Source organism: Paracoccus shanxieyensis (genome assembly GCF_009711265.1).
In the GTDB taxonomy this organism is placed as follows: Bacteria; Pseudomonadota; Alphaproteobacteria; order Rhodobacterales; family Rhodobacteraceae; genus Paracoccus; species Paracoccus shanxieyensis.
Map to the genome: position 1 here is coordinate 362,165 of NZ_WMII01000001.1, position 25,189 is coordinate 387,353.

Annotated in this window: 27 protein-coding genes; 12 read left to right on the plus strand and 15 right to left on the minus strand. The window is 63.5% G+C overall.

What is annotated here, in order from left to right:
- Positions 1-9 precede the first annotated feature (9 nt).
- The 3 genes from grxC to GL284_RS01860 are packed head-to-tail and all read left to right on the plus strand — an operon-like array spanning position 10 to position 1,620.
- On the plus strand, positions 10-273 hold the full coding sequence (gene grxC, locus GL284_RS01850) for a glutaredoxin 3 (protein ID WP_155042930.1): 264 nt from the start codon (positions 10-12) through the stop codon (positions 271-273).
- A 5-nt stretch (positions 274-278) separates the two neighbouring features.
- The gene (locus GL284_RS01855) at positions 279-1,118 is read left to right on the plus strand and encodes a carbon-nitrogen hydrolase family protein (protein WP_155042990.1); all 840 of its coding nucleotides are present in this window, start codon (positions 279-281) and stop codon (positions 1,116-1,118) included.
- A gap of 7 nt (positions 1,119-1,125) precedes the next feature.
- Positions 1,126-1,620, plus strand: a complete 495-nt coding sequence (locus GL284_RS01860) for a MarR family winged helix-turn-helix transcriptional regulator (protein ID WP_155042931.1) — start codon at positions 1,126-1,128, stop codon at positions 1,618-1,620.
- A 59-nt stretch (positions 1,621-1,679) separates the two neighbouring features.
- On the opposite strand, the gene ubiG is transcribed toward GL284_RS01860, so the two are convergent.
- Entirely contained in the window at positions 1,680-2,423 is a 744-nt protein-coding gene (ubiG, locus tag GL284_RS01865; RefSeq protein WP_155042991.1) for a bifunctional 2-polyprenyl-6-hydroxyphenol methylase/3-demethylubiquinol 3-O-methyltransferase UbiG, read from the minus strand.
- Between the two features lie 61 nt (positions 2,424-2,484).
- Here ubiG and pip point away from each other — a divergent pair, with 61 nt between their 5' ends.
- The 6 genes from pip (at position 2,485) to infB (ending at position 9,515) form a co-directional block, all read left to right on the plus strand.
- Positions 2,485-3,480, plus strand: coding sequence for a prolyl aminopeptidase (gene pip / locus GL284_RS01870; protein ID WP_155042932.1), 996 nt, complete (start codon positions 2,485-2,487; stop codon positions 3,478-3,480).
- A gap of 9 nt (positions 3,481-3,489) precedes the next feature.
- Positions 3,490-3,942, plus strand: coding sequence for a tryptophan-rich sensory protein TspO (tspO, locus tag GL284_RS01875; protein WP_155042933.1), 453 nt, complete (start codon positions 3,490-3,492; stop codon positions 3,940-3,942).
- A gap of 132 nt (positions 3,943-4,074) precedes the next feature.
- The gene (rimP, locus tag GL284_RS01880; protein WP_155042934.1) at positions 4,075-4,683 is read left to right on the plus strand and encodes a ribosome maturation factor RimP; all 609 of its coding nucleotides are present in this window, start codon (positions 4,075-4,077) and stop codon (positions 4,681-4,683) included.
- 3 nt (positions 4,684-4,686) lie between these two features.
- Positions 4,687-6,324, plus strand: a complete 1,638-nt coding sequence (gene nusA / locus GL284_RS01885; RefSeq protein WP_155042935.1) for a transcription termination factor NusA — start codon at positions 4,687-4,689, stop codon at positions 6,322-6,324.
- A 15-nt stretch (positions 6,325-6,339) separates the two neighbouring features.
- Entirely contained in the window at positions 6,340-6,957 is a 618-nt protein-coding gene (locus tag GL284_RS01890) for an RNA-binding protein (protein WP_155042936.1), read from the plus strand.
- An 8-nt stretch (positions 6,958-6,965) separates the two neighbouring features.
- Positions 6,966-9,515 (plus strand): translation initiation factor IF-2, encoded by a 2,550-nt coding sequence (gene infB / locus GL284_RS01895; protein WP_155042937.1) that lies wholly within the window; start codon positions 6,966-6,968, stop codon positions 9,513-9,515.
- Between the two features lie 154 nt (positions 9,516-9,669).
- On the opposite strand, the gene GL284_RS21770 is transcribed toward infB, so the two are convergent.
- From GL284_RS21770 to GL284_RS01910, 4 genes are all read right to left on the minus strand, one after another.
- Complete coding sequence (locus GL284_RS21770; protein WP_255453220.1) at positions 9,670-9,801, minus strand: hypothetical protein; 132 nt, start codon at positions 9,799-9,801, stop codon at positions 9,670-9,672.
- 118 nt (positions 9,802-9,919) lie between these two features.
- Positions 9,920-10,318, minus strand: coding sequence for an 8-oxo-dGTP diphosphatase MutT (gene mutT, locus GL284_RS01900; RefSeq protein ID WP_155042938.1), 399 nt, complete (start codon positions 10,316-10,318; stop codon positions 9,920-9,922).
- The gene (argJ, locus tag GL284_RS01905) at positions 10,315-11,724 is read right to left on the minus strand and encodes a bifunctional glutamate N-acetyltransferase/amino-acid acetyltransferase ArgJ (protein WP_155042939.1); all 1,410 of its coding nucleotides are present in this window, start codon (positions 11,722-11,724) and stop codon (positions 10,315-10,317) included. Before argJ ends, mutT begins: the two co-directional genes overlap by 4 nt.
- 2 nt (positions 11,725-11,726) lie before the next feature.
- Positions 11,727-12,563, minus strand: coding sequence for a peptidylprolyl isomerase (locus GL284_RS01910; RefSeq protein ID WP_155042940.1), 837 nt, complete (start codon positions 12,561-12,563; stop codon positions 11,727-11,729).
- 217 nt (positions 12,564-12,780) lie between these two features.
- On the opposite strand from GL284_RS01910, the gene secA reads away from it, so the two are divergent.
- Positions 12,781-15,486, plus strand: a complete 2,706-nt coding sequence (gene secA, locus GL284_RS01915) for a preprotein translocase subunit SecA (RefSeq protein WP_155042941.1) — start codon at positions 12,781-12,783, stop codon at positions 15,484-15,486.
- 156 nt (positions 15,487-15,642) lie between these two features.
- Here secA and GL284_RS01920 read toward each other — a convergent pair whose 3' ends face one another.
- Both GL284_RS01920 and GL284_RS01925 read right to left on the minus strand, forming a co-directional pair.
- Positions 15,643-16,359 carry a response regulator gene (locus tag GL284_RS01920; RefSeq protein WP_155042942.1) on the minus strand — a complete coding sequence of 239 codons (717 nt, stop codon included), beginning with the start codon at positions 16,357-16,359 and terminating at the stop codon, positions 15,643-15,645.
- The gene (locus GL284_RS01925) at positions 16,359-16,874 is read right to left on the minus strand and encodes a MarR family winged helix-turn-helix transcriptional regulator (RefSeq protein WP_155042943.1); all 516 of its coding nucleotides are present in this window, start codon (positions 16,872-16,874) and stop codon (positions 16,359-16,361) included. Before GL284_RS01925 ends, GL284_RS01920 begins: the two co-directional genes overlap by 1 nt.
- A 150-nt stretch (positions 16,875-17,024) precedes the next feature.
- On the opposite strand from GL284_RS01925, the gene GL284_RS01930 reads away from it, so the two are divergent.
- Positions 17,025-17,897, plus strand: a complete 873-nt coding sequence (locus GL284_RS01930) for a branched-chain amino acid aminotransferase (protein ID WP_155042944.1) — start codon at positions 17,025-17,027, stop codon at positions 17,895-17,897.
- 57 nt (positions 17,898-17,954) lie between these two features.
- Here GL284_RS01930 and GL284_RS01935 read toward each other — a convergent pair whose 3' ends face one another.
- The 8 genes from GL284_RS01935 to GL284_RS01970 form a co-directional block, all read right to left on the minus strand.
- Positions 17,955-18,146, minus strand: coding sequence for a hypothetical protein (locus tag GL284_RS01935; protein ID WP_155042945.1), 192 nt, complete (start codon positions 18,144-18,146; stop codon positions 17,955-17,957).
- A 58-nt stretch (positions 18,147-18,204) separates the two neighbouring features.
- Positions 18,205-18,669, minus strand: coding sequence for a PTS sugar transporter subunit IIA (locus GL284_RS01940; protein WP_155042946.1), 465 nt, complete (start codon positions 18,667-18,669; stop codon positions 18,205-18,207).
- 81 nt (positions 18,670-18,750) lie between these two features.
- On the minus strand, positions 18,751-19,326 hold the full coding sequence (gene hpf / locus GL284_RS01945) for a ribosome hibernation-promoting factor, HPF/YfiA family (protein ID WP_155042947.1): 576 nt from the start codon (positions 19,324-19,326) through the stop codon (positions 18,751-18,753).
- Positions 19,327-19,480: 154 nt separating this feature from the next.
- Entirely contained in the window at positions 19,481-20,221 is a 741-nt protein-coding gene (lptB, locus tag GL284_RS01950) for an LPS export ABC transporter ATP-binding protein (RefSeq protein WP_155042948.1), read from the minus strand.
- The gene (lptA, locus tag GL284_RS01955) at positions 20,221-20,709 is read right to left on the minus strand and encodes a lipopolysaccharide transport periplasmic protein LptA (protein ID WP_155042949.1); all 489 of its coding nucleotides are present in this window, start codon (positions 20,707-20,709) and stop codon (positions 20,221-20,223) included. Before lptA ends, lptB begins: the two co-directional genes overlap by 1 nt.
- A 53-nt stretch (positions 20,710-20,762) precedes the next feature.
- The gene (gene lptC / locus GL284_RS01960) at positions 20,763-21,338 is read right to left on the minus strand and encodes an LPS export ABC transporter periplasmic protein LptC (protein ID WP_155042950.1); all 576 of its coding nucleotides are present in this window, start codon (positions 21,336-21,338) and stop codon (positions 20,763-20,765) included.
- 3 nt (positions 21,339-21,341) lie between these two features.
- Positions 21,342-22,286 carry a KpsF/GutQ family sugar-phosphate isomerase gene (locus GL284_RS01965; protein WP_155042951.1) on the minus strand — a complete coding sequence of 315 codons (945 nt, stop codon included), beginning with the start codon at positions 22,284-22,286 and terminating at the stop codon, positions 21,342-21,344.
- A gap of 9 nt (positions 22,287-22,295) precedes the next feature.
- A complete protein-coding gene (locus GL284_RS01970) occupies positions 22,296-22,910 on the minus strand; it encodes a ribonuclease D (protein ID WP_155042952.1) in 615 nt (204 codons plus the stop codon).
- Between the two features lie 218 nt (positions 22,911-23,128).
- Between GL284_RS01970 and GL284_RS01975 the strand changes: the two genes are divergently transcribed.
- Entirely contained in the window at positions 23,129-25,144 is a 2,016-nt protein-coding gene (locus GL284_RS01975) for a TonB-dependent receptor domain-containing protein (RefSeq protein ID WP_155042953.1), read from the plus strand.
- Positions 25,145-25,189: the final 45 nt, after the last annotated feature.

The following is a 25,189-nucleotide window of genomic DNA, read 5'->3' on the forward strand; positions in this document are numbered from 1 at the left end:
GAGAACATGATGGCCAAGGTCGAGATCTATACCACCCCCACCTGCCCCTATTGCATCGCAGCCAAGGCGTTGCTGCGCAAGAAGGGCGTCGATTACACTGAGACCGATGTCAGCCGCGATCCAGATCTGCGTGTGGCGATGACCCAGCGCGCCGGTGGCCGCCGTTCGGTGCCGCAGATCTTCATCGACGGCCAGCATGTCGGCGGCAGCGATGACATCCATGCGCTGGACCATCAGGGCAAGCTGGACGCGATGCTGGGCATCACCGCATGACGGGGCTGGTGGCGGGCCTTGTGCAGCTGCGCGTCAGCGACGATCCCCAGCGCAACCTGCCCGCCACCCGCACCCTGATCCGCGAGGCATCGGCCCGTGGCGCGGATCTGGTGCTGACGCCGGAAGCCACCAATATCCTGAATGCCGATCGCGCCACGCAGGACCGCGTTCTGCGCCCCGAGGATCAGGACGACACCCTGGCCGCCCTGCGCAGCGATGCGCGCGAGCTGGGCATCTGGCTGCTGATCGGGTCGCTGTCCCTGAAGACCGACGACCCGCAGGACAGCCGCTTTGCCAATCGCAGCTTTCTGATCGCGCCCGACGGGCAGATCCGCGCGCGCTATGACAAGCTGCACATGTTCGACGTGACGGTCTCCGAGACCGAATCCTATCGCGAATCCTCGGCCTTTCGTCCCGGCCGGTCTGCGGTTCTGGCCTCGGGTCCGTGGCCGGTGGGGATGACCGTCTGTTACGATCTGCGCTTTGCCCAGCTTTACCGCGATCTGGCCAAGGCCGGGGCAGAGATCCTGACCGTGCCCGCCGCCTTCAACGACACGACCGGCGCCGCGCATTGGGAGGTGCTGCTGCGCGCCCGCGCCATTGAAACCGGCGCATGGGTGCTGGCCCCGGCACAATGCGGCACGCATGAAAACCACCTGTGCCCGGATCGCAAACCGCGCCGCAGCCATGGCCATTCGCTGGCCGTCGATCCCTGGGGCCGCGTCGTCGCGGATGGCGGCACGGAACCCGGCGTCACGATTGTTGCGCTTGACCGCAATGCCGTTGCTGAGGCACGGTCCCGCATCCCGTCCCTGACCCATGACCGAGATTATTCGGCGCCCTGAGAGTGCGATGCCTGACAAGACCTTAGAAAACCAGCCTGCGACTGCTGAGTTTTCAGCCGATGCCTTGGCTGCAAGCCTGTTTTCCGAGGTTTTCATCGCCGACCAGCTTGCCCGCGAGATCATCGGCAAGGCGCTGCCCAAGGGGATGCAGATCTCGCATTTCTCGGTGCTGAACCTGCTTGCGCATGTCGGCGCCGAGCGCAGCCCGGCCGAGTTGGCCGAGGCGTTTCACGTCACGCGCGGGGCGATGACCAACACGCTGTCGCGGCTGGAATGGGCCGGGCATATCCATATCCGCCCGGACTGGGACGATGCGCGGCGCAAGTTCGTGTCGATCAGCCCCGCCGGACGCGCGGCGCGCGACGCAGCGCTTGCGGCCTTCATGCCGCGCATCGCCGATGTCGTGCGCGATGTGGGCGCCGAGCGGGTGCGGGCCGCCCTGCCCGTGCTGCGCCTGCTGCGCAAGGAACTGGCCGAGGCGCTGCGCCAGAACGGCCGCTGAGCGCGCCGGTCGCGCCGCCGCATGAGTATTTGGGGAACAGAGAAACCGCTTTGGCCAAGTCAGGCGGCGCGCACCGCCGTCATGGCATAGTTCACCGACAGGTCGCGATGCGAGAGCGACCAGCTCCAGCCCAGAGGGTTGAAGACCATGCCGCAGCGGTCCACCACCTCCAACCCCGTGGCCTGCGTCATCGCGGCGAGTTCGTCCGGCGTGATGAAGCGACGCCAGTCATGTGTGCCCTTGGGCAGCCAGCGCATCACCCATTCCGCGCCGATGATCCCCATCAGGAAGCTTTTCGGATTGCGGTTCAGCGTGGACTGGATCAGCAGCCCGCCGGGCTTCACCAGATCGCGGCAGGTGGCGATGAAGCTGGCGGGATCGGCAACATGTTCGACGATTTCCAGCGCCATGACCACGTCATAGCTGTGGCCTTCTGCGGCCAGCGCCTCGGAGGTGGTGGCGCGGTAGTCGATGCCGAGCCCCTGCTCTTCGGCATGCAGGCTGGCCACGGCGATATTGCGTTCGGCGGCATCCGCCCCCGTCACCGTCGCGCCAAGCCGGGCCAGCGGTTCGGCCATCAGCCCGCCGCCGCAGCCGATATCGAGGATGCTCAGCCCCTGGAACGGCAGATCCGCATCGCGGTCGCGCCCGAACTGACCGGCGATCTGGGCGGTGACATATTCCAGCCGCGTGGGGTTCAGCATGTGCAGCGGCTTGAACTTGCCCTGCGGATCCCACCACTCGGCCGCCATGGCCTGAAACTTGGCGACCTCGGCGGGGTCGATGCTGCTGGTCCGGGGCATGTCGGTCATCAGGTCGTCCTTCGTCTTGGCGCGCGGGCATCGCTGGCTATATAGTGGGGGGATGGACAGATTGGCAGGGCAAATCGGCGGCGATCCGTCGCGCGGCAGACAGTATCCCTTGGTCGACCCCTTCGACCAGCGCAGCATCGACATGGGCGATGGGCATGTCATCTATCTTGAGCAAAGCGGCAATCCGCAGGGCGTGCCCGTCATCGTCCTGCATGGCGGCCCCGGTGGCGGCTGCAGCCCCTTCATGCGCCGGTTTTTCGATCCGGCGCATTTCCGCGTCGTGCTGTTCGACCAGCGTGGCTGCGGGCGGTCGCGCCCCCATGCCGAGGTCGAGAACAACACCACCCGCCATCTGATCCACGACATCGAGGTCATCCGGCAGGAACTTGGCATCCGCCGCGCCATTCTGTTCGGCGGCAGCTGGGGCGCGACCTTGGCCGTGGCCTATGCCGAGGCGCATCCCTTTGCCGTGCTGGGCCTTGTGCTGCGCGGCGTGTTTCTGGGGCGCAGGCAGGAACTGGACTGGTTTTACGGCGGCGGTGTCGCGCGGTTCTTTCCCGACCGCTGGGCGGATTTTCAGCGCCCGATCCCTGAAGCCGAGCGTGGCGACATGATCGCCGCCTATCACCGCCGTCTGTTCAGCGGCGATCGCGGGCAGGAACTGCGGTTCGCCCTGCCGTGGGTCATGTGGGAAAACGCGCTGGCCGGGCTGGAGATCAGCGGGCCGGGCCATGCGCCGCCCGATTACGCCCGCGCCTTTGCCCGGCTGGAGAACCATTACTTTGCGCATGACTGCTTCCTGCAGGAAGGCCAGCTTCTGCGCGACCGTCCCCTGATCGAACATCTGCCCGCCGTGATCGTGCAGGGCCGCTATGACATGGTCTGCCCACCCCTGACCGCATGGGAGCTGGCCGAGGGCTGGGACCAGGCCGAGTTGCGGATGGTTCCCGCCTCTGGCCACGCGCTGAGCGAGCCGCGAATCGCTGCGGAACTGGTGCGGGTGATGGATAGTTGGCGGGATGCGCCACCTTTCGGGCGCGATGACTAAGGGACGGCCATGACATTCCTGATCTTTCTGCTGGCCTGCGGTGCGGCGGCCACCACGGGCATCCTGTTTCAGCCCGGCGCATGGTATGAGGGGCTGCGCAAGCCCGGCTTTACCCCACCCAACTGGGCATTTCCCGTCACATGGACCACGCTTTATGTGCTGATGGCATGGGCCGGGGCGCGGCTGGCGGGCCTGCCGGGATCGGGAATGGCCTTGGCGCTTTGGGGGGCGCAGATCGCCTTGAATACGCTGTGGACTCCGGTGTTTTTCGGCGCGCGCCGCATGGCTGCGGGCATGGCGATCATCGCGATCCTGTGGCTGGTCGTCGCGGCGCTGATGGTCGAGGCCTTTCGGCTGGACCTGTGGGCCGGGATGATGATCCTGCCCTATCTGGCATGGCTGTGCGTTGCGGCGGCGCTGAACTTCCGCATCTGGCGTCTGAACCCCGGCGCGGGGCAGTAGCGGTTTTTCTTGCAATCCGCCGAATGCGGGCCTATATGAACGCTCAACAGCGGCGCAGGTGTCCAAAACCTGCCCACCGGGATTACGCACGGGCCGCCTTCAGGCCCGTTTTTGCATTTTGGGATAGCGATCATGACCGACCTTATCGCCAAGACCGCCATTGACCGCCGTCTGGCCGAGATCATCTCTCCGGTGATCGAGGATCTGGGCTTTGAACTGGTGCGCATCCGGTTGCAGGGCGGCAAGACCGCGACCCTGCAGATCATGGCCGACCGTCCGGAAGGCGGCATCAACGTGGACGATTGCGGCGATATCTCGACCGCCGTCAGCGCCGTTCTGGATGTGGAAGACCCGATAGAAGAGAACTATCACCTTGAGGTCTCCAGCCCCGGCATCGACCGCCCGCTGACCCGGCTGAAGGATTTCGCGACCTTTGAAGGTTACGAGGTCCGGCTGGAAACCAACCAGCCCATCGACGGGCGCAAGCGCTTCAAGGGCACGCTTGCGGGCATCGAGGGCGACGAGGTTCTGCTGAACATCGACGAAGCGGGCGAGGTCCAGACCATCGGGCTGAATTTCGACTGGCTGGCCGATGCCAAGCTGGTGCTGACCGACGACCTGATCGCCGAGATGCTGAAACAGAAGAAAGACGCGGGCATCCAGATCGACAATCTGGACGAATCCGCCTTTGACGAGATCGAAACAGAAGCTGGCGATGACAACGCCGCTGCGAAGGAGTGACGAATGGCCATCACCTCAGCCAACCAGCTTGAGCTGTTGCAAACCGCCGAGGCCGTCGCGCGGGAAAAGATGATCGACCCCGATCTGGTGATCGAGGCGATGGAGGACAGCCTGGCCCGTGCCGCCAAGTCGCGCTATGGCAGCGAGATGGACATCCGCGTCAAGATCGACCGCAAGACCGGCAATGCCACCTTCACCCGCGTGCGCACCGTCGTCGAAGACGAAGCCGTCGAGAATTATCAGGCTCAACTGACCGTCAAGCAGGCCGCGCCCTATCTGGACAATCCCCAGATCGGCGATGAGATAGTGGACGAAGTGCCGCCGGTCGAACTGGGCCGCATCGCCGCGCAGTCGGCCAAGCAGGTCATCCTGCAGCGCGTCCGCGAAGCCGAGCGTGATCGCCAATACGAAGAATTCAAGGACCGCGCCGGCACCATCATCAACGGTGTCGTCAAGCGCGAGGAATATGGCAACATCATCGTGGATGTGGGCCGTGGCGAGGCGATCCTGCGCCGCAACGAAAAGATCGGCCGCGAAAGCTATCGCCCGAACGACCGCATCCGCGCCTATGTCAAGGATGTGCGCCGCGAGACGCGTGGCCCGCAGATCTTCCTGTCGCGCACCGATCCGCAGTTCATGGCGGAACTGTTCAAGATGGAAGTGCCGGAAATCTATGACGGCGTGATCGAGATCAAGGCCTGCGCCCGGGATCCGGGATCGCGCGCCAAGATCGCCGTGATCTCTTATGACAACTCGATCGACCCGGTGGGCGCCTGCGTGGGCATGCGCGGCAGCCGCGTTCAGGCCGTCGTGGGCGAGCTGCAGGGCGAAAAGATCGACATCATTCCGTGGTCGGACGATCAGGCGACGTTCCTGGTGAATGCGCTGCAACCCGCCGAAGTGGCGAAAGTCGTGTTCGATGAGGACGCCTCGCGTATTGAAGTCGTGGTCCCGGATGAACAACTTAGCCTTGCGATCGGGCGTCGGGGTCAGAACGTGCGGCTGGCCAGCCAGCTGACCGGGCTGGATATCGACATCCTGACCGAGGAAGAAGAATCCAAGCGCCGTCAGGCCGAATTCAACGCGCGCACCAAGCTGTTCATGGACGCGCTGGATCTGGACGAATTCTTTGCCCAGTTGCTGGTGGCCGAAGGCTTCACCAATCTGGAAGAAGTGGCCTATGTCGATCTGGACGAACTGCTGTCCATCGACGGCGTGGACGAAGGCACGGCATCGGAACTGCAGACCCGCGCCCGCGAGCATCTGGAGGCTGCCAACAAGGCCGCTCTGGAAAACGCCCGCGCGCTGGGGGCGGAAGACAGCCTGATCGAGTTCGAGGGTCTGACGCCGCAGATGGTCGAGGCATTGGCCAAGGACGACGTGAAGACGCTGGAAGATTTCGCCACGCTGGCGGATTGGGAAATCGCCGGTGGCTGGACCACGGAAAACGGCCAACGCAAGAAGGACGAGGGCATTCTTGAGCCCTATGACGTGTCGCTGGAAGAAGCGCAGAACATGGTGATGACCGCGCGCGTCATGCTGGGCTGGGTCGATCCGACCGAGTTCGAGACCGAGGAAGCCGAAGGCGAAGGCGATGCCCCGGCGGCCGAGGCCGAAGATGACAAGGAGGCCGGGGTGTAACGCCCCGGGAGGTCGATGACACGCGGGGGCCGGGACAAGGACCGCGATACGCCCGAACGGCGTTGTATCGTCACGGGCGAAACCCAGCCGAAAGCTGGGTTGATCCGCTTTGTCGCGGGCCCCGATGCGGAAGTCGTGCCGGATCTGGCTGAAAAGCTGCCCGGTCGTGGCTTCTGGGTCGTGGCCGACCGCAAAGCACTGGACAAGGCAGCCAGCAAGGGGCTGTTTTCACGCGGAGCGAAGGCGCAGGTCGCCGCTCCGCCCGAACTGCTTGCCATGATCGAAGACGGTCTGGCGAGGCGCGCAGTCGACACGCTGTCGCTGGCCCGCAAGGCCGGCATTGCCGTGGCAGGCTTCGAGAAGGTCAAGGATTGGTTGGCTGGCGGCAGGGCAAAGGTGCTTTTGCAGGCCAGCGATGGGTCCGAACGCGGAAAAGGCAAACTGTGGACGCCCCCGGGCGGGCGCTGGTTCGGCTGCCTGACCGCATCAGAATTGGGTTTGTCCTTTGGGCGCGATCATGTCATACACAGCGCGCTTGCGCCGGGGGGCCTGACCGACAAACTGATCAGGGACGCGAGCAGACTGACTGGTCTGCGCGGGCATGACGGCGGTGCATCCGCCGGGAAGGAATGAAAAGCGGAATGAGCGATACGGACGGAAAGAAACCCTTGGGTGTTGGCGGTGGCGCTGGTCGTTCGGGCCAGGTGAAGCAAAGCTTCAGCCACGGCCGGACCCATAATGTGGTCGTTGAAACCAAGCGCAAGCGCGTTGTCGTGCCGGCTCCGAAGCCCGGTCCGGCGGCGGGCGGCGGTCGTTCGCCCTCGGCTGTTTCGGGCGATCCGTCGCGCCGTCCCGCAGGCATCTCGGATGCCGAGATGGAGCGCCGCATGGCCGCCCTGCGCGCCGCCAAAGCCCGCGAGGCCGAGGAAAAAGCGCAGCGCGAAGCCGAGGAAAAGGCCCGCGAGGAAGAGCGTGAGCGTCGTCGCCTTGAGATCGAGGCCAAAGAGCGCGAGGACCGCGAACGCGAGGAAGCCCTGCGGCTGAAGGCCGAAGAGGATCAGCGCCGCGCCCGCGAAGCCGAACTCCGCGCCCAGAAAAAGGCCGAGGTCACCAAGCCCAAGGCTCCGGACGCCCGCCCCGCCGCACCGGCCGATCGCGCCGCGGCCGAGGCTGCTGCCGCACGCGCCGAGACCAAGGGCGTCACCGCCACCACGCCGCGCAAGACCGAGCGTGAGCGCGATGCCCGCCCGGCCGATGACCGCAATAACGACCGCAACAAGGGCCGTGACGACAACCGTCGCACCGGCAAGCTGTCGCTGAGCCAGGCCATGGACGGCGAAGGCGGGCGTCAGCGTTCGCTGGCCGCGATGAAGCGCAAGCAGGAAAAAGCCCGGCAAAAGGCCATGGGCGGCCACCAGCGCGCCGAAAAGCAGGCCCGCGATGTGCAATTGCCCGAAACGATCCTTGTGTCGGAACTGGCCAACCGGATGGCCGAGCGCACGCCCGATGTCATCAAATCGCTGATGCGCATGGGCCTGATGGTCACCGGCAACCAGGCCATCGACGCCGATACCGCCGAGCTGGTGATCGACGAATTCGGCCATCGCGCCGTCCGCGTGTCGGATGCCGATGTCGAACAGGTCATCGTGCAGGTTCAGGACAAGGCCGAGGATCTGCAGCCGCGCGCCCCGATCATCACGATCATGGGCCATGTCGACCACGGCAAGACCTCGCTTCTGGACGCCATCCGCAAGACCAGCGTCGTCTCGGGCGAAGCGGGCGGCATCACGCAGCATATCGGTGCCTATCAGGTGAAAGCCTCGAACGGCGCGCTGCTGACCTTCCTGGATACGCCCGGCCACGCCGCGTTCACCTCGATGCGGGCCCGTGGCGCGCATGTGACGGATATCGTGGTGCTGGTCGTCGCGGCGGATGACGCCGTGATGCCGCAGACGATCGAGGCGATCAACCACGCGAAAGCGGCGAAAGTGCCGATGATCGTGGCGATCAACAAGATCGACAAGCCGGCAGCCGACCCGCAAAAGGTCCGCACCGCGCTGCTGCAGCACGAAGTCGTCGTCGAGGCGATGTCGGGCGACGTGCAGGATGTCGAGGTTTCGGCCAAGACCGGCAAGGGTCTGGACCAGCTTCTGGAAGCCATTGCGTTGCAAGCGGAAATCCTTGAGCTGCGGGCAAATCCCGAACGCGCGGCACAAGGCGCGGTCATCGAGGCCAAGCTGGACGTGGGCCGCGGCCCCGTCGCGACGGTTCTGGTGCAGAACGGCACGCTGAAGCGCGGCGACATCTTCGTCGTCGGCGAACAGTGGGGCAAGGTCCGCGCGCTGATCAACGATCAGGGCGAGCGGATCGACGAAGCCGGTCCCTCGGTTCCGGTCGAGGTTCTGGGTCTGGACGGCACGCCTGCCGCGGGCGACGTGCTGAACGTGGTCTCGACCGAAGCGCAGGCGCGCGAGATTGCGGATTACCGCATCAACGCCGCCAAGGACAAACGCGCCGCTGCCGGTGCCGCGATCACGCTGGACCAGATGCTGGCCAAGGCGAAGGCCGACAAGAACGTGGCCGAGCTTCCGGTCGTGGTCAAAGCCGACGTGCAAGGCTCGGCCGAGGCCATCGTTCAGGCGCTGGAAAAGATCGGCAACGACGAGGTGCGCGTCCGCGTGCTGCATTACGGCGTCGGTGCGATCACGGAATCCGATATCGGTCTGGCCGAAGCCAGCGAGGCTCCGGTCATCGGCTTCAACGTCCGCGCCAACGCTCCGGCCCGCAATGCCGCGAACCAGAAAGGTGTCGAGATCCGTTATTACTCGATCATCTATGATCTGGTGGATGACATCAAAGCGGCGGCCTCGGGCCTGCTGTCGGCAGAAGTGCGCGAAAACTTCATCGGCTATGCCGAGATCCGCGAAGTCTTCCGCGTCACCGGCGTCGGCAACGTCGCAGGCTGTCTGGTGACCGAAGGCGTGGCACGCCGTTCGGCAGGCGTGCGCCTGCTGCGCGACAACGTGGTCGTCCACGAAGGCACGCTGAAGACGCTGAAGCGCTACAAGGATGAGGTCAAGGAAGTGCAGTCCGGTCAGGAATGCGGCATGGCCTTTGAAAACTACGACGACATCCGCAAGGGCGATGTCATCGAGATCTTCGAGCGCGAGGAAGTGCAGCGCCAGCTGTAAGCCTTGCTCTTTCAGACGGAAAAACCGGCCTTCAGGGCCGGTTTTTTTATCCGCAGCAGCGACCGGTCCTTGCGGAGATCGGGTTAGAACAACAAAAAACGGGGCTACCTATCGGCAGCCCCGTTTATATTCACTGGCACTGTACCGGGCCTTTTCAGGCCATAACCACGGGTTTTCCTTCGTAGGTCTTGGTGCCGACGCGGACAATGATATTGCCGTTCGACACCTGACGCTCAAAGACACCCTGGACAGAAATACAGCTTCCGATCGTGATCGTGCGAATCATGTCCTGTTTCCTCCTCTACAGGATTTCAGGATTGCCACAAATTCGTTAAAAGTTAACTAAGAATGTGTAACAGATCGGCAGAAAATAAACTTGCGCAAAAGACTGTGTTTCAAAAACATCATAACCAGTCGCGCAAGATCGGAATTATGGGCACATCCGCTGGCGGCATAGGGTAATTGCTCAAATCAGCAGCAGATGACCAGGCAAGCGTCTGCCCTTCCTGCGGCACCGGCACGCCATTCCAGCGCCTGCAGACATATAGCGGCATTAACAGGTGGAAATTGTCGTAGCTGTGGCTGGCGAAAGTCAGCGGGGCCAGACAGGACTGCCATGTCTCGATCGCCAGCTCTTCGTGCAATTCCCGGATCAGCGCGGCCTCGGGAGTTTCGCCCGCCTCGACCTTGCCGCCCGGAAATTCCCACAGGCCCGCAAGGGATTTCCCCTCGGGGCGCTGCGCCAGAAGCACGCGGCCGTCCGTATCGATCAGGGCGACGGCCGCGACAAGCACCAGCTTCATGAGCGGTAATCGGCGTTGATGTCGATATAGCCATGCGTCAGATCGCAGGTCCAGACCGTGCGCTTGCCACGCCCCATCCCCAGATCGACGCCGACCACCAGATGATCGCGTTTCATATAGGCGCTGGCGGCGGCTTCGTCATAGCTGGGCGCGCGCCAGCCGTTTTCGGCCAGCACCATGTCGCCAAAGCGGATGGTCAGCTTGTCGCGATCCGCCTGCGCGCCGGATTTGCCGACGGCCATGACGACGCGGCCCCAATTGGCATCCTCGCCAGCGATGGCGGTCTTGACCAGCGGCGAATTGGCGATGGCCATGGCAACGCGATGCGCGTCACCGGCGCTGGCCGCGCCCGTCACCTGCACCTCGACGAATTTCGTCGCGCCCTCGCCATCCTTGACCACCTGATGCGCCAGATCCAGCATCACCTGCCCCAGCGCCTTGGCAAAGCGCCGCGCAGTGGCCGAGCGCAGATCGGTGATCGGCGCCGCAGCCGATTTCCCCGTCGCTGCCAGAATCAGCGCGTCCGAGGTCGAGGTATCGCTGTCCACCGTGATCGCGTTGAAGGTCGCCGCCAGCTGCGCATTCAGCAGCTTTTGCAGCATTTCCGGCGCGATGGCCGCATCGGTGAAGATATAGACCAGCATCGTCGCCATGTCGGGCGCGATCATGCCCGAGCCTTTGGCGATGCCGACGATGCGGATCTCACCGCCCTCGCCCGCAAAGCTGGCAGCGGCACCCTTGGGGAAGGTGTCGGTCGTCATGATGGCCTGCGCGGCATCGGCCACGCCCGCAGCATCCATGCCGCGCGACAGATCGCCGATGATCGCGGTGATGCGATCCGCGGGCAGCGGCTCGCCGATCACCCCGGTCGATGAAGAAAACACCCGGTCGCGCGGGATCGACAGCGCAGACGCGACGCCGCCCGTCACCTTGTCCACGGCGGCCTGCCCGTTCACGCCGGTAAAGGCATTGGCATTGCCCGAATTCACGATGATCGCCGCGCCCTGCCCGGTTTCCTGCTTGCCCGCAAGCTTGGCCTGACAGTCCAGAATGCTGGCCGCGCGGGTCGAGGATTTGGTGAACGCGCCGGCAATCGACGTGCCCGCGGCCAGCTTCACCAGCATGACATCGGTGCGGCCCTTGTATTTGACGCCCGCCGCGCCTGCCGCGAATTCGACCCCCGCAATCACCGGAAGATCGGGAAAGCTGGCCGGAGCCAGAGGCGACACCAGCTTTTCCTTTTTCGTGGTCTTGGCGACGACGGCCTTGGTCACCGCCTCGACGCGCGGGCCGATGCCGGCCGCCTCTTTCTCGGCGGCCTCGGCTTTCAGCTTCTTCATCTTCTTTTTCAAGGACTTCAGCTTCTCGGCATCCGAGAGCTTGGCCTTCTTGTCGGGTTTCGGCATCTTTATTCCCCCAGAAGCTCGGTCTTGCCCAGCAGGTCAGGGCTCAGACCCTCGGTCTTTTCGACCTTGGATTCAGCCACGCGTTTTTCGATCTCGGCCTGCACCTTATCGCGGCGAACCTGAACGGCAAGCTGGTCCTTGATCTCGTCGAATTTCGGGGGTTGGGTTTCGCGCTCATCGACCAGCTTGATGACATGCCAGCCGAACTGCGTTTCGACCGGGGCCGAGATCTCGCCTTTCTTCATCGCCTTCACGGCATCGGCGAAGGGGGCGACCATCTGTTCGGGCTGGAACCACCCCAGATCGCCCTTGTTCGGACCCGAGGTCGGATCGGTCGATTTCTCGGCGGCGATGGCGCCGAAATCGCCGCCATCCTTCAACTGCGCCTCGATCGCGTCGGCTTCTTCCTTGGTTTTCACCAGAATATGCGCGGCGTTGTATTCGATCTTGGGCTGCGTCTCGCCGCCAAAGGCCTGATCATAGGCGGCTTTCAACTCGTCTTCCGTCGGCTCGGCCCCGGCGACCTTTTCCAGCACGGAACCGGCCAGATAGGCGCGACGCTCAATTTCCAGCGCGGCGGTGTCGCGTTTGCTCAGCGGCTGCGCCTGCTGGGCCACGGCGGTCTGACGCACCATCTGATCCAGCATCAGATCCCACAGCGCCGCGTCGGGCAGGCCCTGCGTCGTCTGCGGATCCAGTCCCTGCCGCATCGCGATCAACTGGCCCAGCGTGATGGTTTCGCCATTCACGGTGGCAACGACCGTATCGGCATCCTGCGCAAAGGCAGGACCGACCAGCGTGGCGGCAAGGGCAGTCGCGGCGAGAAGCTGTTTCAGCATGGTTTTCCCTTTCCTGGGACGTGTTCGACAAACGCGCATCCACGCATAGGTGAACCCGCGCAAACATTGACAGTCAGGCATCCGAGGCATACATCCGGCCCAACCGAAAATGCGCGCCCGTCGCCGTTTTTCCGGCCCTTGTGATAGGGCAAGGCGAGCGGTGGCGGCAAGTGGGCGGAACGTCCTGCGCACCCACAGATACGCGATGAAGGCTCACATGCTCGGCATTGGAAACTTGGCTAAACTGGTCTTTGGCACGCCCAATGACCGCAAGGTGAAATCGGTCCGCCCTCTGGTGGCACAGGTCAACGCGCTGGAAGACAGCTTCCGCGCCATGTCCGACGAGGACCAGATTGCAAAGACCCGCGAATTGCAGCAACGCGCGCAAGGCGGTGAAAGTCTGGACAAACTGCTGCCCGAGGCCTTTGCCAACTGCCGCGAAGGCGCGCGTCGCGCGCTTGGTCTGCGGGCCTTCGACACCCAGCTGATGGGCGGCATCTTCCTGCATCAGGGCAATATCGCCGAAATGAAGACCGGCGAGGGCAAGACCCTTGTCGCCACCTTCCCGGCCTATCTGAACGCTTTGGCGGGCAAGGGCGTGCATGTCGTCACCGTCAACGACTATCTGGCCAAGCGCGACGCCGAATGGATGAGCAAGGTTTTCGCGCATCTGGGCATGACCACGGGCGTCGTCTATCCGTTTCAGGACGATCTGGAAAAGCGGCAGGCCTATCAGGCCGACGTGACCTATGCGACCAATAACGAGCTGGGCTTCGACTATCTGCGCGACAACATGAAGGGCTCGATCGACCAGATGGTCCAGCGCGGCCATTTCTTCGCCATCGTCGACGAGGTGGACAGTATCCTTGTCGATGAGGCGCGCACGCCGCTGATCATCTCGGGGCCGTCGCAGGACCGCAGCGAGCTTTACAAGACCATCGACCAGTATATGCCCGAGCTGCAGCCCGAGCATTACAAGCTGGACGAAAAGACCCGAAACGCCACCTTCACCGAGGAAGGCAACGAGTTTCTGGAAAAACGGCTGCAAGCCGTGGGCGTGCTGCCGCAGGACCAGACGCTGTATGATCCCGAATCCACCACCATCGTGCATCACGTCAATCAGGCGATGCGCGCGCACAAGCTGTTCCAGCGCGACCAGCATTATATCGTGCGCGACGATGAAATCGTGCTGATCGACGAATTCACCGGCCGCATGATGAAGGGCCGCCGCCTGTCCGATGGCCTGCACCAGGCGATCGAAGCCAAGGAAGGCGTGACGATCCAGCCCGAAAACGTGACGCTGGCCTCGGTCACCTTCCAGAACTATTTCCGGCTTTACGCCAAGCTTGGCGGCATGACCGGCACCGCGGCCACCGAAGCCGAGGAATTCGCCGAGATCTACAAGCTGGGCGTGGTCGAGGTGCCGACGAACCGCCCGATCCAGCGTATCGACGAACATGACCGCGTCTATCGCACCGCGACCGAGAAATATGCCGCCGTGATCGAGGCGATCAAGGAAGCCCATGCCAAGGGCCAGCCGATCCTTGTCGGCACGACCAGCATCGAGAAATCGGAAATGCTGTCGCAGATGATGACGCAAGCGGGCATCCCGCATAACGTCCTGAACGCGCGCGAACACGAACGCGAAGCCTATATCGTTGCCGAAGCGGGCAAGCTGGGCGCCGTCACCATCGCCACCAACATGGCCGGTCGCGGCACCGACATCCAGCTGGGCGGCAATGTGGAAATGAAGGTGATGCAGGCGCTGGCCGCCGATCCCGAAGCCAATCCCGACGATCTGCGCGCCCGGATCGAGGCCGAACACGCCACCGCCAAGCAAGAGGTGCTGGATGCGGGCGGCCTGTTCGTTCTGGCCACCGAACGCCACGAATCGCGCCGGATCGACAACCAGCTGCGCGGCCGCTCGGGCCGTCAGGGCGACCCCGGACGGTCGCTGTTCTTCCTGTCGTTGGAAGACGATCTGATGCGGATCTTCGGCTCGGAACGGCTGGACAAGGTGCTTTCCACGCTGGGCATGAAGGACGGCGAGGCGATCATCCATCCTTGGGTGAACAAGTCCTTGGAACGCGCACAGGCCAAGGTCGAAGGCCGTAACTTCGACATCCGCAAGCAATTGCTGAAATTTGACGATGTGATGAACGACCAGCGCAAGGCGATCTTCAGCCAGCGTCTGGAGATCATGCATACAGAAGAAGTGGCAGAGGTCGCAGGCGACATGCGCGCGCAGGTGGTCGACGATCTGGTCGATCAGCACCTGCCGCCCCGCTCTTATGCCGAGCAATGGGATACCGACGGCTTGAAAGCCGCCGTGATCGAGCGGCTGAACATGGACCTGCCGATTGCCGACTGGGCCGCCGAGGATGGCGTCGATCAGGACGCGATGCGCGAACGTATCCAGCAATCGGTCGATACCTATATGGCGCAGAAGGCCGAACAGTTCGGCCCGGACAACATGCGCCAGATCGAAAAGCAGGTTCTGCTGCAGCAGATCGACGGCAAATGGCGCGAACATCTGATCACGTTGGAACATCTGCGCAGCGTCGTGGGCTTCCGCGGCTATGCGCAGCGCGATCCCTTGTCGGAATACAAGACCGAAGGCTTCCAGCTTTTCGAATCGATGCTGGACGGGCTGCGCTTCGACGTGACCCAGCAACTGGCCCGCATCCGCCCGCTGACCGATGCCGAGCGCGAAGACATGATGCGCCAGTATCAGCAGCAACAGGATGACACGCAGGCGCATCTGGAAGCCAGCCATGAGGAAGCCGAAGGCGGCGAAGCCTCGGGCCGCGCGCCGGGCTTTGACGAAACCGACCCCAGCACCTGGGGCAACCCGTCACGGAATGACGTCTGCCCCTGCGGCTCGGGGAAGAAGTTCAAACATTGCCACGGCGCATTCGCCTGACATGAAAGGGGGCCTTCGGGCCCCTTTTGCATCCGCTCCGCGCGTTGCTGGCCTTGCATGAGTATTTGAAGAACGAAGAAGCCGAGGCGCGGCGCTTCTGGGTTTCTCTGTTCTACAAATACTCAAAACCGGCCGCGCGATCGGCGGTATCGCAGCCTAGTCCGGGACCAGCATGTAACCCGTCCCGCGCACGGTCTGCAGATAGCGCGGCTCTTTCGGGTCGGGCTCGATCTTGCGGCGCAGGCGCGTGATCTGCACGTCGATGGCGCGTTCCGAATTTTCGCCCGCATCCTCGGCCGGGCTGCGGCCCAGATCCTCGATCAGCTCGCCGCGGCTGACCGCGTGGCGCGGCGTATCCGCCAGACGTTTCAGCAAAGCGTGTTCGGTGCCGGTCAGGCGCAGCGGCACATCGCCCTGCCAAAGTTCGCCCTTGTCGCAGTCATAGCGCAGATGACCGATGGTCAGATATTTCGGGCCGCGATTTTCCACAGCCGGCACGCGGCGCAGAATGGCCGAGATGCGCAGCAGCAATTCGCGCGGCTCGAACGGTTTGGGCAGATAATCGTCGGCGCCGTTTTCCAGCCCGGTGATTCGGTCCTGGGTTTCGCCCTTGGCCGTCAGCAGCAGGATCGGCACGCTTAGCCGTTTGCGCAGGTCGCGGGTCAGGGAGAACCCGTCCTCGCCCGGCATCATCACGTCCAACACGATCAGGTCGAAATCCAGTCCGGACAACAGCCGCCGCGCATGGGCGGCGTCGCGCGCCGTCGTGACCAGAAAGCCGCTGCGCATCAGAAAGCGGCGCAGCAGGCTGCGGATCCGCTCGTCGTCATCGACAACAAGGATATGGGCCGAGGGCGCGTCTTGCTGGGTCATCAGGGCTGGGTCATGTCCTTCAACGCCTTGTACTGGCGCAATGTATCACGGTCCATCATCGCCTCAAGCACCTGACGGAACCCGGCCACGGCCTGCGGGCCCGCCGCGCGATAGGCCGCGCGCATCCGGGCGCGCTGCGCTTCGGACAGGCGGCGTTCCAGCGCATTGCCGGTGTCGGTCAGGAACAGCTGACGTTCGCGCCGGTCGCGGCGGCCGACGCGGTTTTCCACCAGCCCGTCCTCGATCAGGGTGCGCAGCACGCGGTTCAAAGATTGCTTGGTCACGCCCAGCACATCCAGCAACGCCGTCACCGTCAGGCCCGGATCGCGATTGATGAAATGGATCGCCCGGTGATGCGCGCGGCCATAATCCAGTTCGGCAAGGATCAGATCGGGATCGGCGGTAAAGGCGCGATAGGCGAAGAACATGGCTTCGATGCCCCGACGCAGCTGATCGTCGGTCAGAAAAAGCAGGTTCTCGCCGCTGCTGGGTACGATGCCGATCTTGCTTTGCATGATTTCCCCTGATGCATACCCCTTATTACGTCAGGCTCATTGACTTTCCAATCATGAATAGATAGCGATTGGCCCAAGTTGCGCAATTTTATATGCGGAAGCTGATGACTCGGCGCAACTTTATGAAAAACAGACCGGCCGGAGGGAAAAATGGCAGGCGCTTACGACGATCGCGATGGCAAAATCTGGATGGATGGCAAGCTGGTGGAATGGCGCGATGCCAACGTGCACATCCTGACCCATGGCCTGCATTATGCAAGCTCGGTATTCGAGGGCGAGCGCTGCTATAGCGGCAAGATCTTCAAGGGCCATGAGCATTCGCTGCGCCTGATCGAATCCGCACGCCTGCTGGACATGCAGTCGCCCTATTCCGCCGAGGAAATCGACGCGGCCAAGGAAGCCGTGCTGAAGGCCAATGGCTTTACCGATGCCTATGTGCGCGCGGTGATGTGGCGCGGCTCGGGTCTGGATATGGGCGTCTCGGCGGCGCGCAATCCGGTCCGCATGGCCGTGGCCGCATGGGAATGGGGCAGCTATTACGGCGATGCCAAATGGCAAGGCGCGAAACTGGACATCGCCAAATGGAAGCGTCCCAGCCCCGACACCATCCCGACCGCCGCCAAGGCCGCTGGCCTTTACATGATCTGCACGATGTCGAAGCACGCGGCCGAGGCCAAGGGCTGCTCGGACGCGCTGTTCATGGATTATCGCGGCTATGTCGCCGAGGCGACCGGCGCCAATGTGTTCTTCGTGAAGGATGGTGAGGTGCATACCCCGCTGGCCGATGCCTTCCTGAACGGCATCACCCGCCAGACGATCATCCAGTTGCTGAAAGACAAGGGCGTCACCGTGCATGAGCGTCACATCATGCCCGAGGAAGTCGCGGATTTTCAGGAATGCTTCCTGACCGGAACGGCGGCCGAAGTTACGCCGGTCGCTCAGATCGGCGATGACTGGCATTTCCAGGTCGGCCAGACCACCCGCGACATCGCAGCCGCCTATGAGGCGCTGGTCCGCGCCTGATCGCCGGATATCCGAATCAAAACGGCCGCGCCCGACAGGACGCGGCCGTTTGTCATGTCAGGCCGTATGGCCGCGCTCGATCCGGGTGAACTCGGCCAGGCGGCGCTGGCCCTGATCGTCAGGCGATTGCGGGCGCGCATGCAGCTTGGCGATTGCCGGATGAATGGCGTCCTCGCGGTCCTGCCGGGTGAAGTGCTGCACCCGGCCGGTGCCGGTCTGACGCGCAGTATCGGTGATGTGTTTGGTCATCCTGTGTCCTCCCCTTCGGGAAGGGCATCATACCATCATCGGCGGCTGATTTCACGCCTTACGCGGCCTTGATCCCCGGTGCGGCGGACAGCATGGCGTGCAGGGCGACCGGATCCTCGTTGGCCCGCAGTTTGCTGCGCAGATCCTGATCGCGCAGGGTGCGCGACACCAGCGCCAGCGCCTTCAGATGGTCCACGCCCGAATTCTTGGGGGCCAGCAGCGCAAAGATCAGATCGACCGGCTGGCGGTCCACGGCGTCGAAATCCAGCGGCTTTTCCAGCCGCAGGAACAGGCCGACCACACGGTCCAGCCCATGCAACCGCGCATGCGGCAGGGCCACGCCATGCCCCACGCCGGTCGGGCCCAGCGATTCCCGTTCTTGCAAGGCGTCCAGCGTCTGCGCGGTATCGACGCCATAGACGCTGCGCGCCTGTTCGGCGATTTCCTGAAACAACCGCTTCTTGCTGGTGCTTTGCGTCATCGTCCGCACGGCGGAGGGTGAGAGAATATCGCTGATCTGCATATCGCCCGAAATTATCCAAGCCCCGGCCGCGCAAAACGTGACCGGGACATTTCATGAACCAGACTGCCCTTAATGTGCAGTCTAGCTTAGATTGCGGGGATCAATCCAGCCCACGTTGCCATCTTCGCGGCGATGGACGACGTTGACGCCCCCATGTTTCTCATTGCGGAACACCAGCAAAGGGCTGCCGGACAATTCCATCTGCATCACCGCATCGCCGACCGACAGGGTGGGCACGCGGGTTTCCATCTCGGCGATGATCATGGGTTGCAGTCCGTCGTCCTGCGAATGCCATTCATCTTCGTCGGCGGCCAGCACATACATGCCCGCCTGTTCGAAGGCAACCGGCTCGACCCGGGCTTTGTGATGGTCCTTCAGGCGGCGCTTATAGCGGCGCAGCTGTTTGTCCATCCGTTCCTTGCATTGTTCAAAGGCGGCATAGACCTCGGTCGAGGCCCCTTTGGCCTGCACGTTCAGGCCGGTGGACAGATGCACGACGGCATCGCAGGTGAATTCATGCGCGTTGCGGGAAAATATGACGGTCGCATCCGTCGGCCGCTGGGAATATTTGTCCACCGTGGTGCCAATTTCGGTCTGGACATGCGTGGAAAGAGCTTCGCCGATGTCGATCTGTTTTCCACTGATCTGGTAGCGCATGTTGGTCCGTCCTTTCGGTTGCCCGTCCGTGCGTCACGCCCTCCCAAGGCGGCGCGGCCGTCCGGGGTATCGACGGGCTGTAAGCTGCCCGCCATATATCCATTTGGTGACAGCCATGCGCATCTGTCAACGGGGCCGCGACAGTTGATCGCAGTCAGTTCATCCGGAAGGTTTCGCCCAGATAGACGCGCCGGACCTGCGCATCTTCGACGATTTCGGCCGTCGTGCCGGATTTCAGCACATGCCCATCGTGAAGAATGTAAGCGCGATCAACTATCTCGAGGGTCTCGCGCACGTTGTGGTCGGTAATCAGCACACCGATGCCGCGGCTTTTCAGGTCATGGACCAGCCCGCGGATTTCGCCGACCGCAATCGGATCGACGCCCGCGAAAGGTTCGTCCAGCAAAAGATATGACGGATTCGCGGCAAGGCAGCGCGCGATTTCCACCCGGCGGCGTTCCCCACCCGACAGCGCCATGGCCGAGGCATTGCGCAGATGTTCGATCGAGAATTCGCCCAGCAGCGTCTCCAGCCGCTCGCGCCGGTGATGGGCGTCGCGGCAGACCAGTTCCAGCACGGCGGTGATGTTCTGTTCGACCGAAAGGCCGCGGAAAATCGACATTTCCTGTGGCAGATAGCCAATGCCCATCTGTGCGCGGCGATACATCGGCAGTCGCGTGGCGTCCTGCCCGTCGATCATCACCTGCCCGCTATCGGGCGCGACAAGGCCCGCCACGCAGTAAAAGCAGGTCGTCTTGCCCGATCCGTTCGGCCCCAGAAGCGCCACCACCTCGCCGCGGTCCAGCGTCAGCGCGACTTCGCGGATCACGGGGCGGTTGCGATAGGATTTGCGCAGGCCGCGCACGCGCAGGCCCGCATTCGGCGAATCGGTCATCAGTTCCCGCCCCCAGATTGCAGCACGCTGCGCACCCGCCCCGAGGCGTTGGCCGTGCCGCTTTTCAGATTGACCGTCACCTTTTCGCCCGCCAGCACATTCGCGCCCTGCGTCAGCAGCACATCGCCCGTCAGCACGACATTGCCCGAACCCACGTCATAATCGGCGGCCTGCGCCTCGGCGGCGTCACCGCCACTGGCCAGCGTCACATTGCCCTCGGCCTTCAGCTTGCTGATCTTCTGCGCATTGCCCTGCGCATAGGTCACGGTCACGCGATCGGCGGACAGGCGCATCGCGCCTTGCCCGATCAGCACATTGCCGGAAAACGTCGCAAGCCCCGTGGCCTGATCGACCTGCAACTGATCGGCCGTCACCTCGACCGGGGCGCCGATATCCTGCGCCGCGCCAAAGCCGGTCTGCGCCTGCGCCCCTGCCGTCTGAGCCAGCGCAAGGCATAACGAAAGGCTCAGCAGTCCGGTGCGGATCATCGTGGTTCCTTTCGCTGCGGAAGCTGCGCGCGGGGCCGGGATCAGGGCGCGCGTCATGGGCGGTATATCAACCGGACTCCGCCCTTCAAATCAAGGACGTGATCGGGGTTTTCGGGGGCTGTGGGGCGCAGTTCCATCTGTCCGGCGGTCAGATCGCCAAAAGGCGCGCGGACATTCACCTCGCGGTCGGCACTCAGCGTGCCTTCGGAAACGGCGGCGTGAAATTCCGGCGCGGTCACGATCCAGCCATCGGCGGTGGTCATGCGCACGCCTTCGCCCAGCGTGACCTGACCGTCCTGCAACTGCGCGGTTCCCGCCGTCACATCCGCCGCCCGCCCGTCCGGCGCGCGCAGCGTCAGGCGCACATCGGTGACCGAGCCTTCGCCCGACTTGCCCGGCACGGCCTCGGTCCCGGCGATGGTCAGTTGCGAGCCGTTGCTGGTCACGCCGGTATAGGTCGGATTGGTCACGGCCTGCCGCTCGGCCAGATCCTGTGGATCGACATTGGCATAGGGGATCGTCGCATCCGGCGTGGGCTTGCGGCCCAGCAGGAACAGCACCGACAGCAGCGCCAGCGCCGCCAGCGGCAGGATCACCCGAAGCCATGCGACGATCCGAGACCGCAACATGACCTAGACCATCCCGGTGCGCAGAAAGTCGTGGATATGCAGCAGACCCACGGGCCGCGCTGCGTCCAGCACGAACAGGCTGGTGATCTTGCGCGACTGCATCTCGTGCAGCGCCTGCTCGGCCAGATTCTGTGGCGCGATGCTGCGCGGGTTGCGGGTCATCACCTCGCCCGCGCGGTGGGTCAGCAAGCCCTCCATATGCCGCCGCAAGTCGCCATCGGTGATGATGCCGGTCAGATTGCCCTGCCCGTCCGTCACGCCGGTGACGCCAAAGCCCTTTTGGCTGATGACCAGCAGCGCGTCCGACATCGGCGCATCCTCGGCCACCAGCGGAATGTCGCGATGCATCAGATCCTCGACCCGCGACAGCTTGGCGCCCAGCTTGCCGCCGGGATGGAAGGTGCGGAAATGTTCGGGCGTGAACTTGCGATGCTCCATCAGCGCAATCGCCAGCGCATCGCCCAAGGCCAGCGTCATCGTGGTCGAGGTCGTGGGCACGATCCCCGTGCCGCAGGCTTCGGGCGCGGTGGGCAGAACCAGCGCCACATCCGCCTGCCGCAGCAGCGTCGATTGCGGACGGCTGGCCACGCCGATCAGCGGGATGTTGAAGCGGCGGGTATGGGCGATCAGGTCGGCAAGCTCGGGAGTCTCGCCCGAGTTCGACAGCACCAGCGCCACATCGGCCTCGGTCACCATGCCCAGATCGCCATGGCTGGCCTCGGCGGGGTGGACGAACTGCGCCGGTGTCCCGGTCGAGGCCAGGGTCGCCGCGATCTTGCGCCCGACATGGCCCGATTTGCCCATGCCCGAGACGATGACCCGGCCCTTGGCGGCAAGGATCAGTTCAAGCGCGCGGGTGAAGCTGTCATCCAGCCCGTCGGAAAGCTGGCGCAGCCCCTCGATCTCGGTCTGGATCACGCGGCGGGCCGTATCAAGATATGCGTTCATGCCAGCCATCTAGTGCTTGAAGATGTCATTTTCATCCCCCCAGCCCATCAGGTCCAGATGGGCGCGGGCAGGAAGGAAATCAAAGCAGGCCTGCGCCAGACCCGTGCGGCCTTCGCGTTCCAGCCGCTTTTCCAGTTCGGCCTTCAGCCGGTGCAGATGCAGCACGTCCGAGGCCGCGTATTCCAGTTGTGCATCCGACAGCGTTTCCGCGCCCCAGTCGCTGGTCTGCTGCTGTTTCGAGATGTCGACGCCCACCAGTTCGGCCAGCAGGTATTTCAGCCCGTGCCGGTCGGTGAAGGTGCGGATCATCTTGCTGGCGATCTTGGTGCACCAGACGGGGGCGGTGACGACACCGAAGGCCGCCTCCAGCGCGGCGATATCGAAGCGGCCATAATGGAACAGTTTCAGCACCTTGGGATCGGCCAGCAGCCGCGCCAGATTGGGCGCGCTGCGCTGCCCGCGCGCGATCTGCACCAGATGCGCCGAACCATCGCCCGAAGAAAGCTGCACCAGACACAGCCGGTCGCGGCGCATGTCCAGCCCCATCGTCTCGGTATCGATCGCCACGACCGGGCCAAGATCCAGCCCCTCGGGCAGATCGTTCTGATAGAGGTGGATGCTCATCGGCCCTCATGCGCTTGATCGGATTTGCTGGCCCGAGGATTAGCCGCAATCCATCCCCTTGTGCCAGCCCTTCCTGCGTGCTGCCCGATTGCGACATTCCGGCAACATTCCTGATTGTTTCGATAAACATTACTGACCAATACCTGAGTAAAACACTTGTGGTCCGCACGACCCTGCCCTTAGAACCCGCGCGATAATCACGGGGACGAGGGAATCCGATGAGAACATCACTTATTTTCGCGCTGACCGGCGTATCGACGCTGGCCTTGGCAACCGCGCTTTCGGCGCAGGATCTGGCCACCGCGCCCGCAGGAAATGCCGTTGTGCTGCAGCCGATCACGCTGATCGCCAACGGGCAGGAAAATGTCGAAGCGACGGGCGGCGTTTCCGTGTCCCCGGACGACATCGAGGCGATGCAGCCCGCCGATGTGTCCGAACTGTTCGGACGCTCATCGGCCGTGACGGTTTCGGGTGGCGCGGGTCCGGCCAAGCGCATCCATGTGTTCGGTCTGGAACAATCGGCGCTGGCCGTGACCATTGACGGCGTGCCGCAGGGCCCGACCAGTTGGCACCATACCGGATCGAACGTGGTCGATCCCGCCTTCCTGAAATCGGTCGAGGTCGAGGCGGGCGCCGCCGCTGCCGACAGCGGCTTTGGCGCGGCGGCGGGTGCCGTGCGTTATGAAACCGTGGGCGCCAAGGATCTGCTGACCGATGGCCGCACGCAGGGCGGTCGCGTGGGCCTGTCCTATGGCACGAACGGGCGCGGCCTGTCGGCCTCGCTGGCGGGTTACGGCGTCTATGGCGGCTTTGACTGGTTCGCCATGGTGCATGGCACCGACGGCAAGAACTATGAAAACGGCGACGGCTACGAGATCCCCGGAACCGAGCCGGGCGCGCAAGGCGCGCTGGTCAAGCTGGGCTATGAAGCCGAAGGCCACCGCATCGAACTGGCGCTGGACCATACCGAAGATGATGCCGACCGCACCATCAAGATGAACATGGACCTGAACGCCGACAAGCTGGTCTTCCCGATGAAGGTAACGCGCGACTCGGTCAGCCTGAAATACAGCTCGACCTCGCCCACCGATGCCTGGGATCCCGAGGCGCTGATCTATGTCACCAACAACCGGTATGATCGTCCGAACTATATCCCGGACGATGTGAACGGCGACATGAAGCTGAAGAACCGCACCATCGGCGGCAAGCTGCAAAACACCTATGTCATGGGTCCGGGCAATATCACCTCGGGAATCGACTGGGCGTATAACGATTACGACGTGGACAATTACGGCGACACGAACCGCCGTTACTGGACCATGGAGACGATGCAGATCGGCGCCTTCGTGCAGGGCCGCTTTGAATTTGAAAACGGCATCGACCTGTCGACCGGCGCGCGCGTCGATCATCACCGCTTCACCGACTGGAACGGCGAACGCGTCAGCGATACCGGCGCCAGCGTCAACGGCACGCTGTCCTATGAATTCGCCGAAGGCTACGAGGTCTTTGCCGGCGCGTCGCATACATGGCTGGGCTATCGCGTCAGCGAATATGCGCTGCTGCACGCCCGGACCGCGGATCTTTACACCTCGCCGGATTACGAGCCCTCGAAGGCGCAGAACATCAAGCTGGGCCTGAACGCCGCGCAGGACAACTGGACCGGCAATCTGACCTTCTTTGACACCCGCCTGAAGAAGATGGGCGAGTTCATCTTTGACGAAGAGCCCTATTATCTGGGCAATGTCGACGAATACCGCAGCAAGGGTTTCACCCTGCAAGGCACCTATAGCTGGGGCTCGGGTCGCGTGGGCGGCAGCTTCACCAAGGCCGATGTGACGCAAGGCGGCGTCGACGTGCTGCCGGGCGGTGGTGCGGCGGTTCCGGTCGGCAAGACCGCCACGCTGTTCGTCGATCAGGAGCTTGCGCAGTATAACCTGAAAGTCGGCGCGGCGCTGGAATGGGCCGACAAGCTGTCCAGCGGCGACATGACCGAAGCGGGCTTCTATGACGAAAGCGCCTATACGGTTGTGAACGTCTATGGCGAATGGCGTCCCGCGAATTATGAAAATGTCGCGGTGCATCTGGGCATCGATAACCTGTTCGACCGCACCTATTACGAACGCTCCAGCTATGGCGAGCGTGACGTGGTACGTGGCGGGGTTCTGGCCCGCGACATCGACCCGCTTTATGCGCCGGGCCGCACCATCACGCTGGGCGTGAAGATGGATTTCTGATCCATCCGGCAGAATTGGAAAGGCCCCCGTCACCGGGGGCCTTTT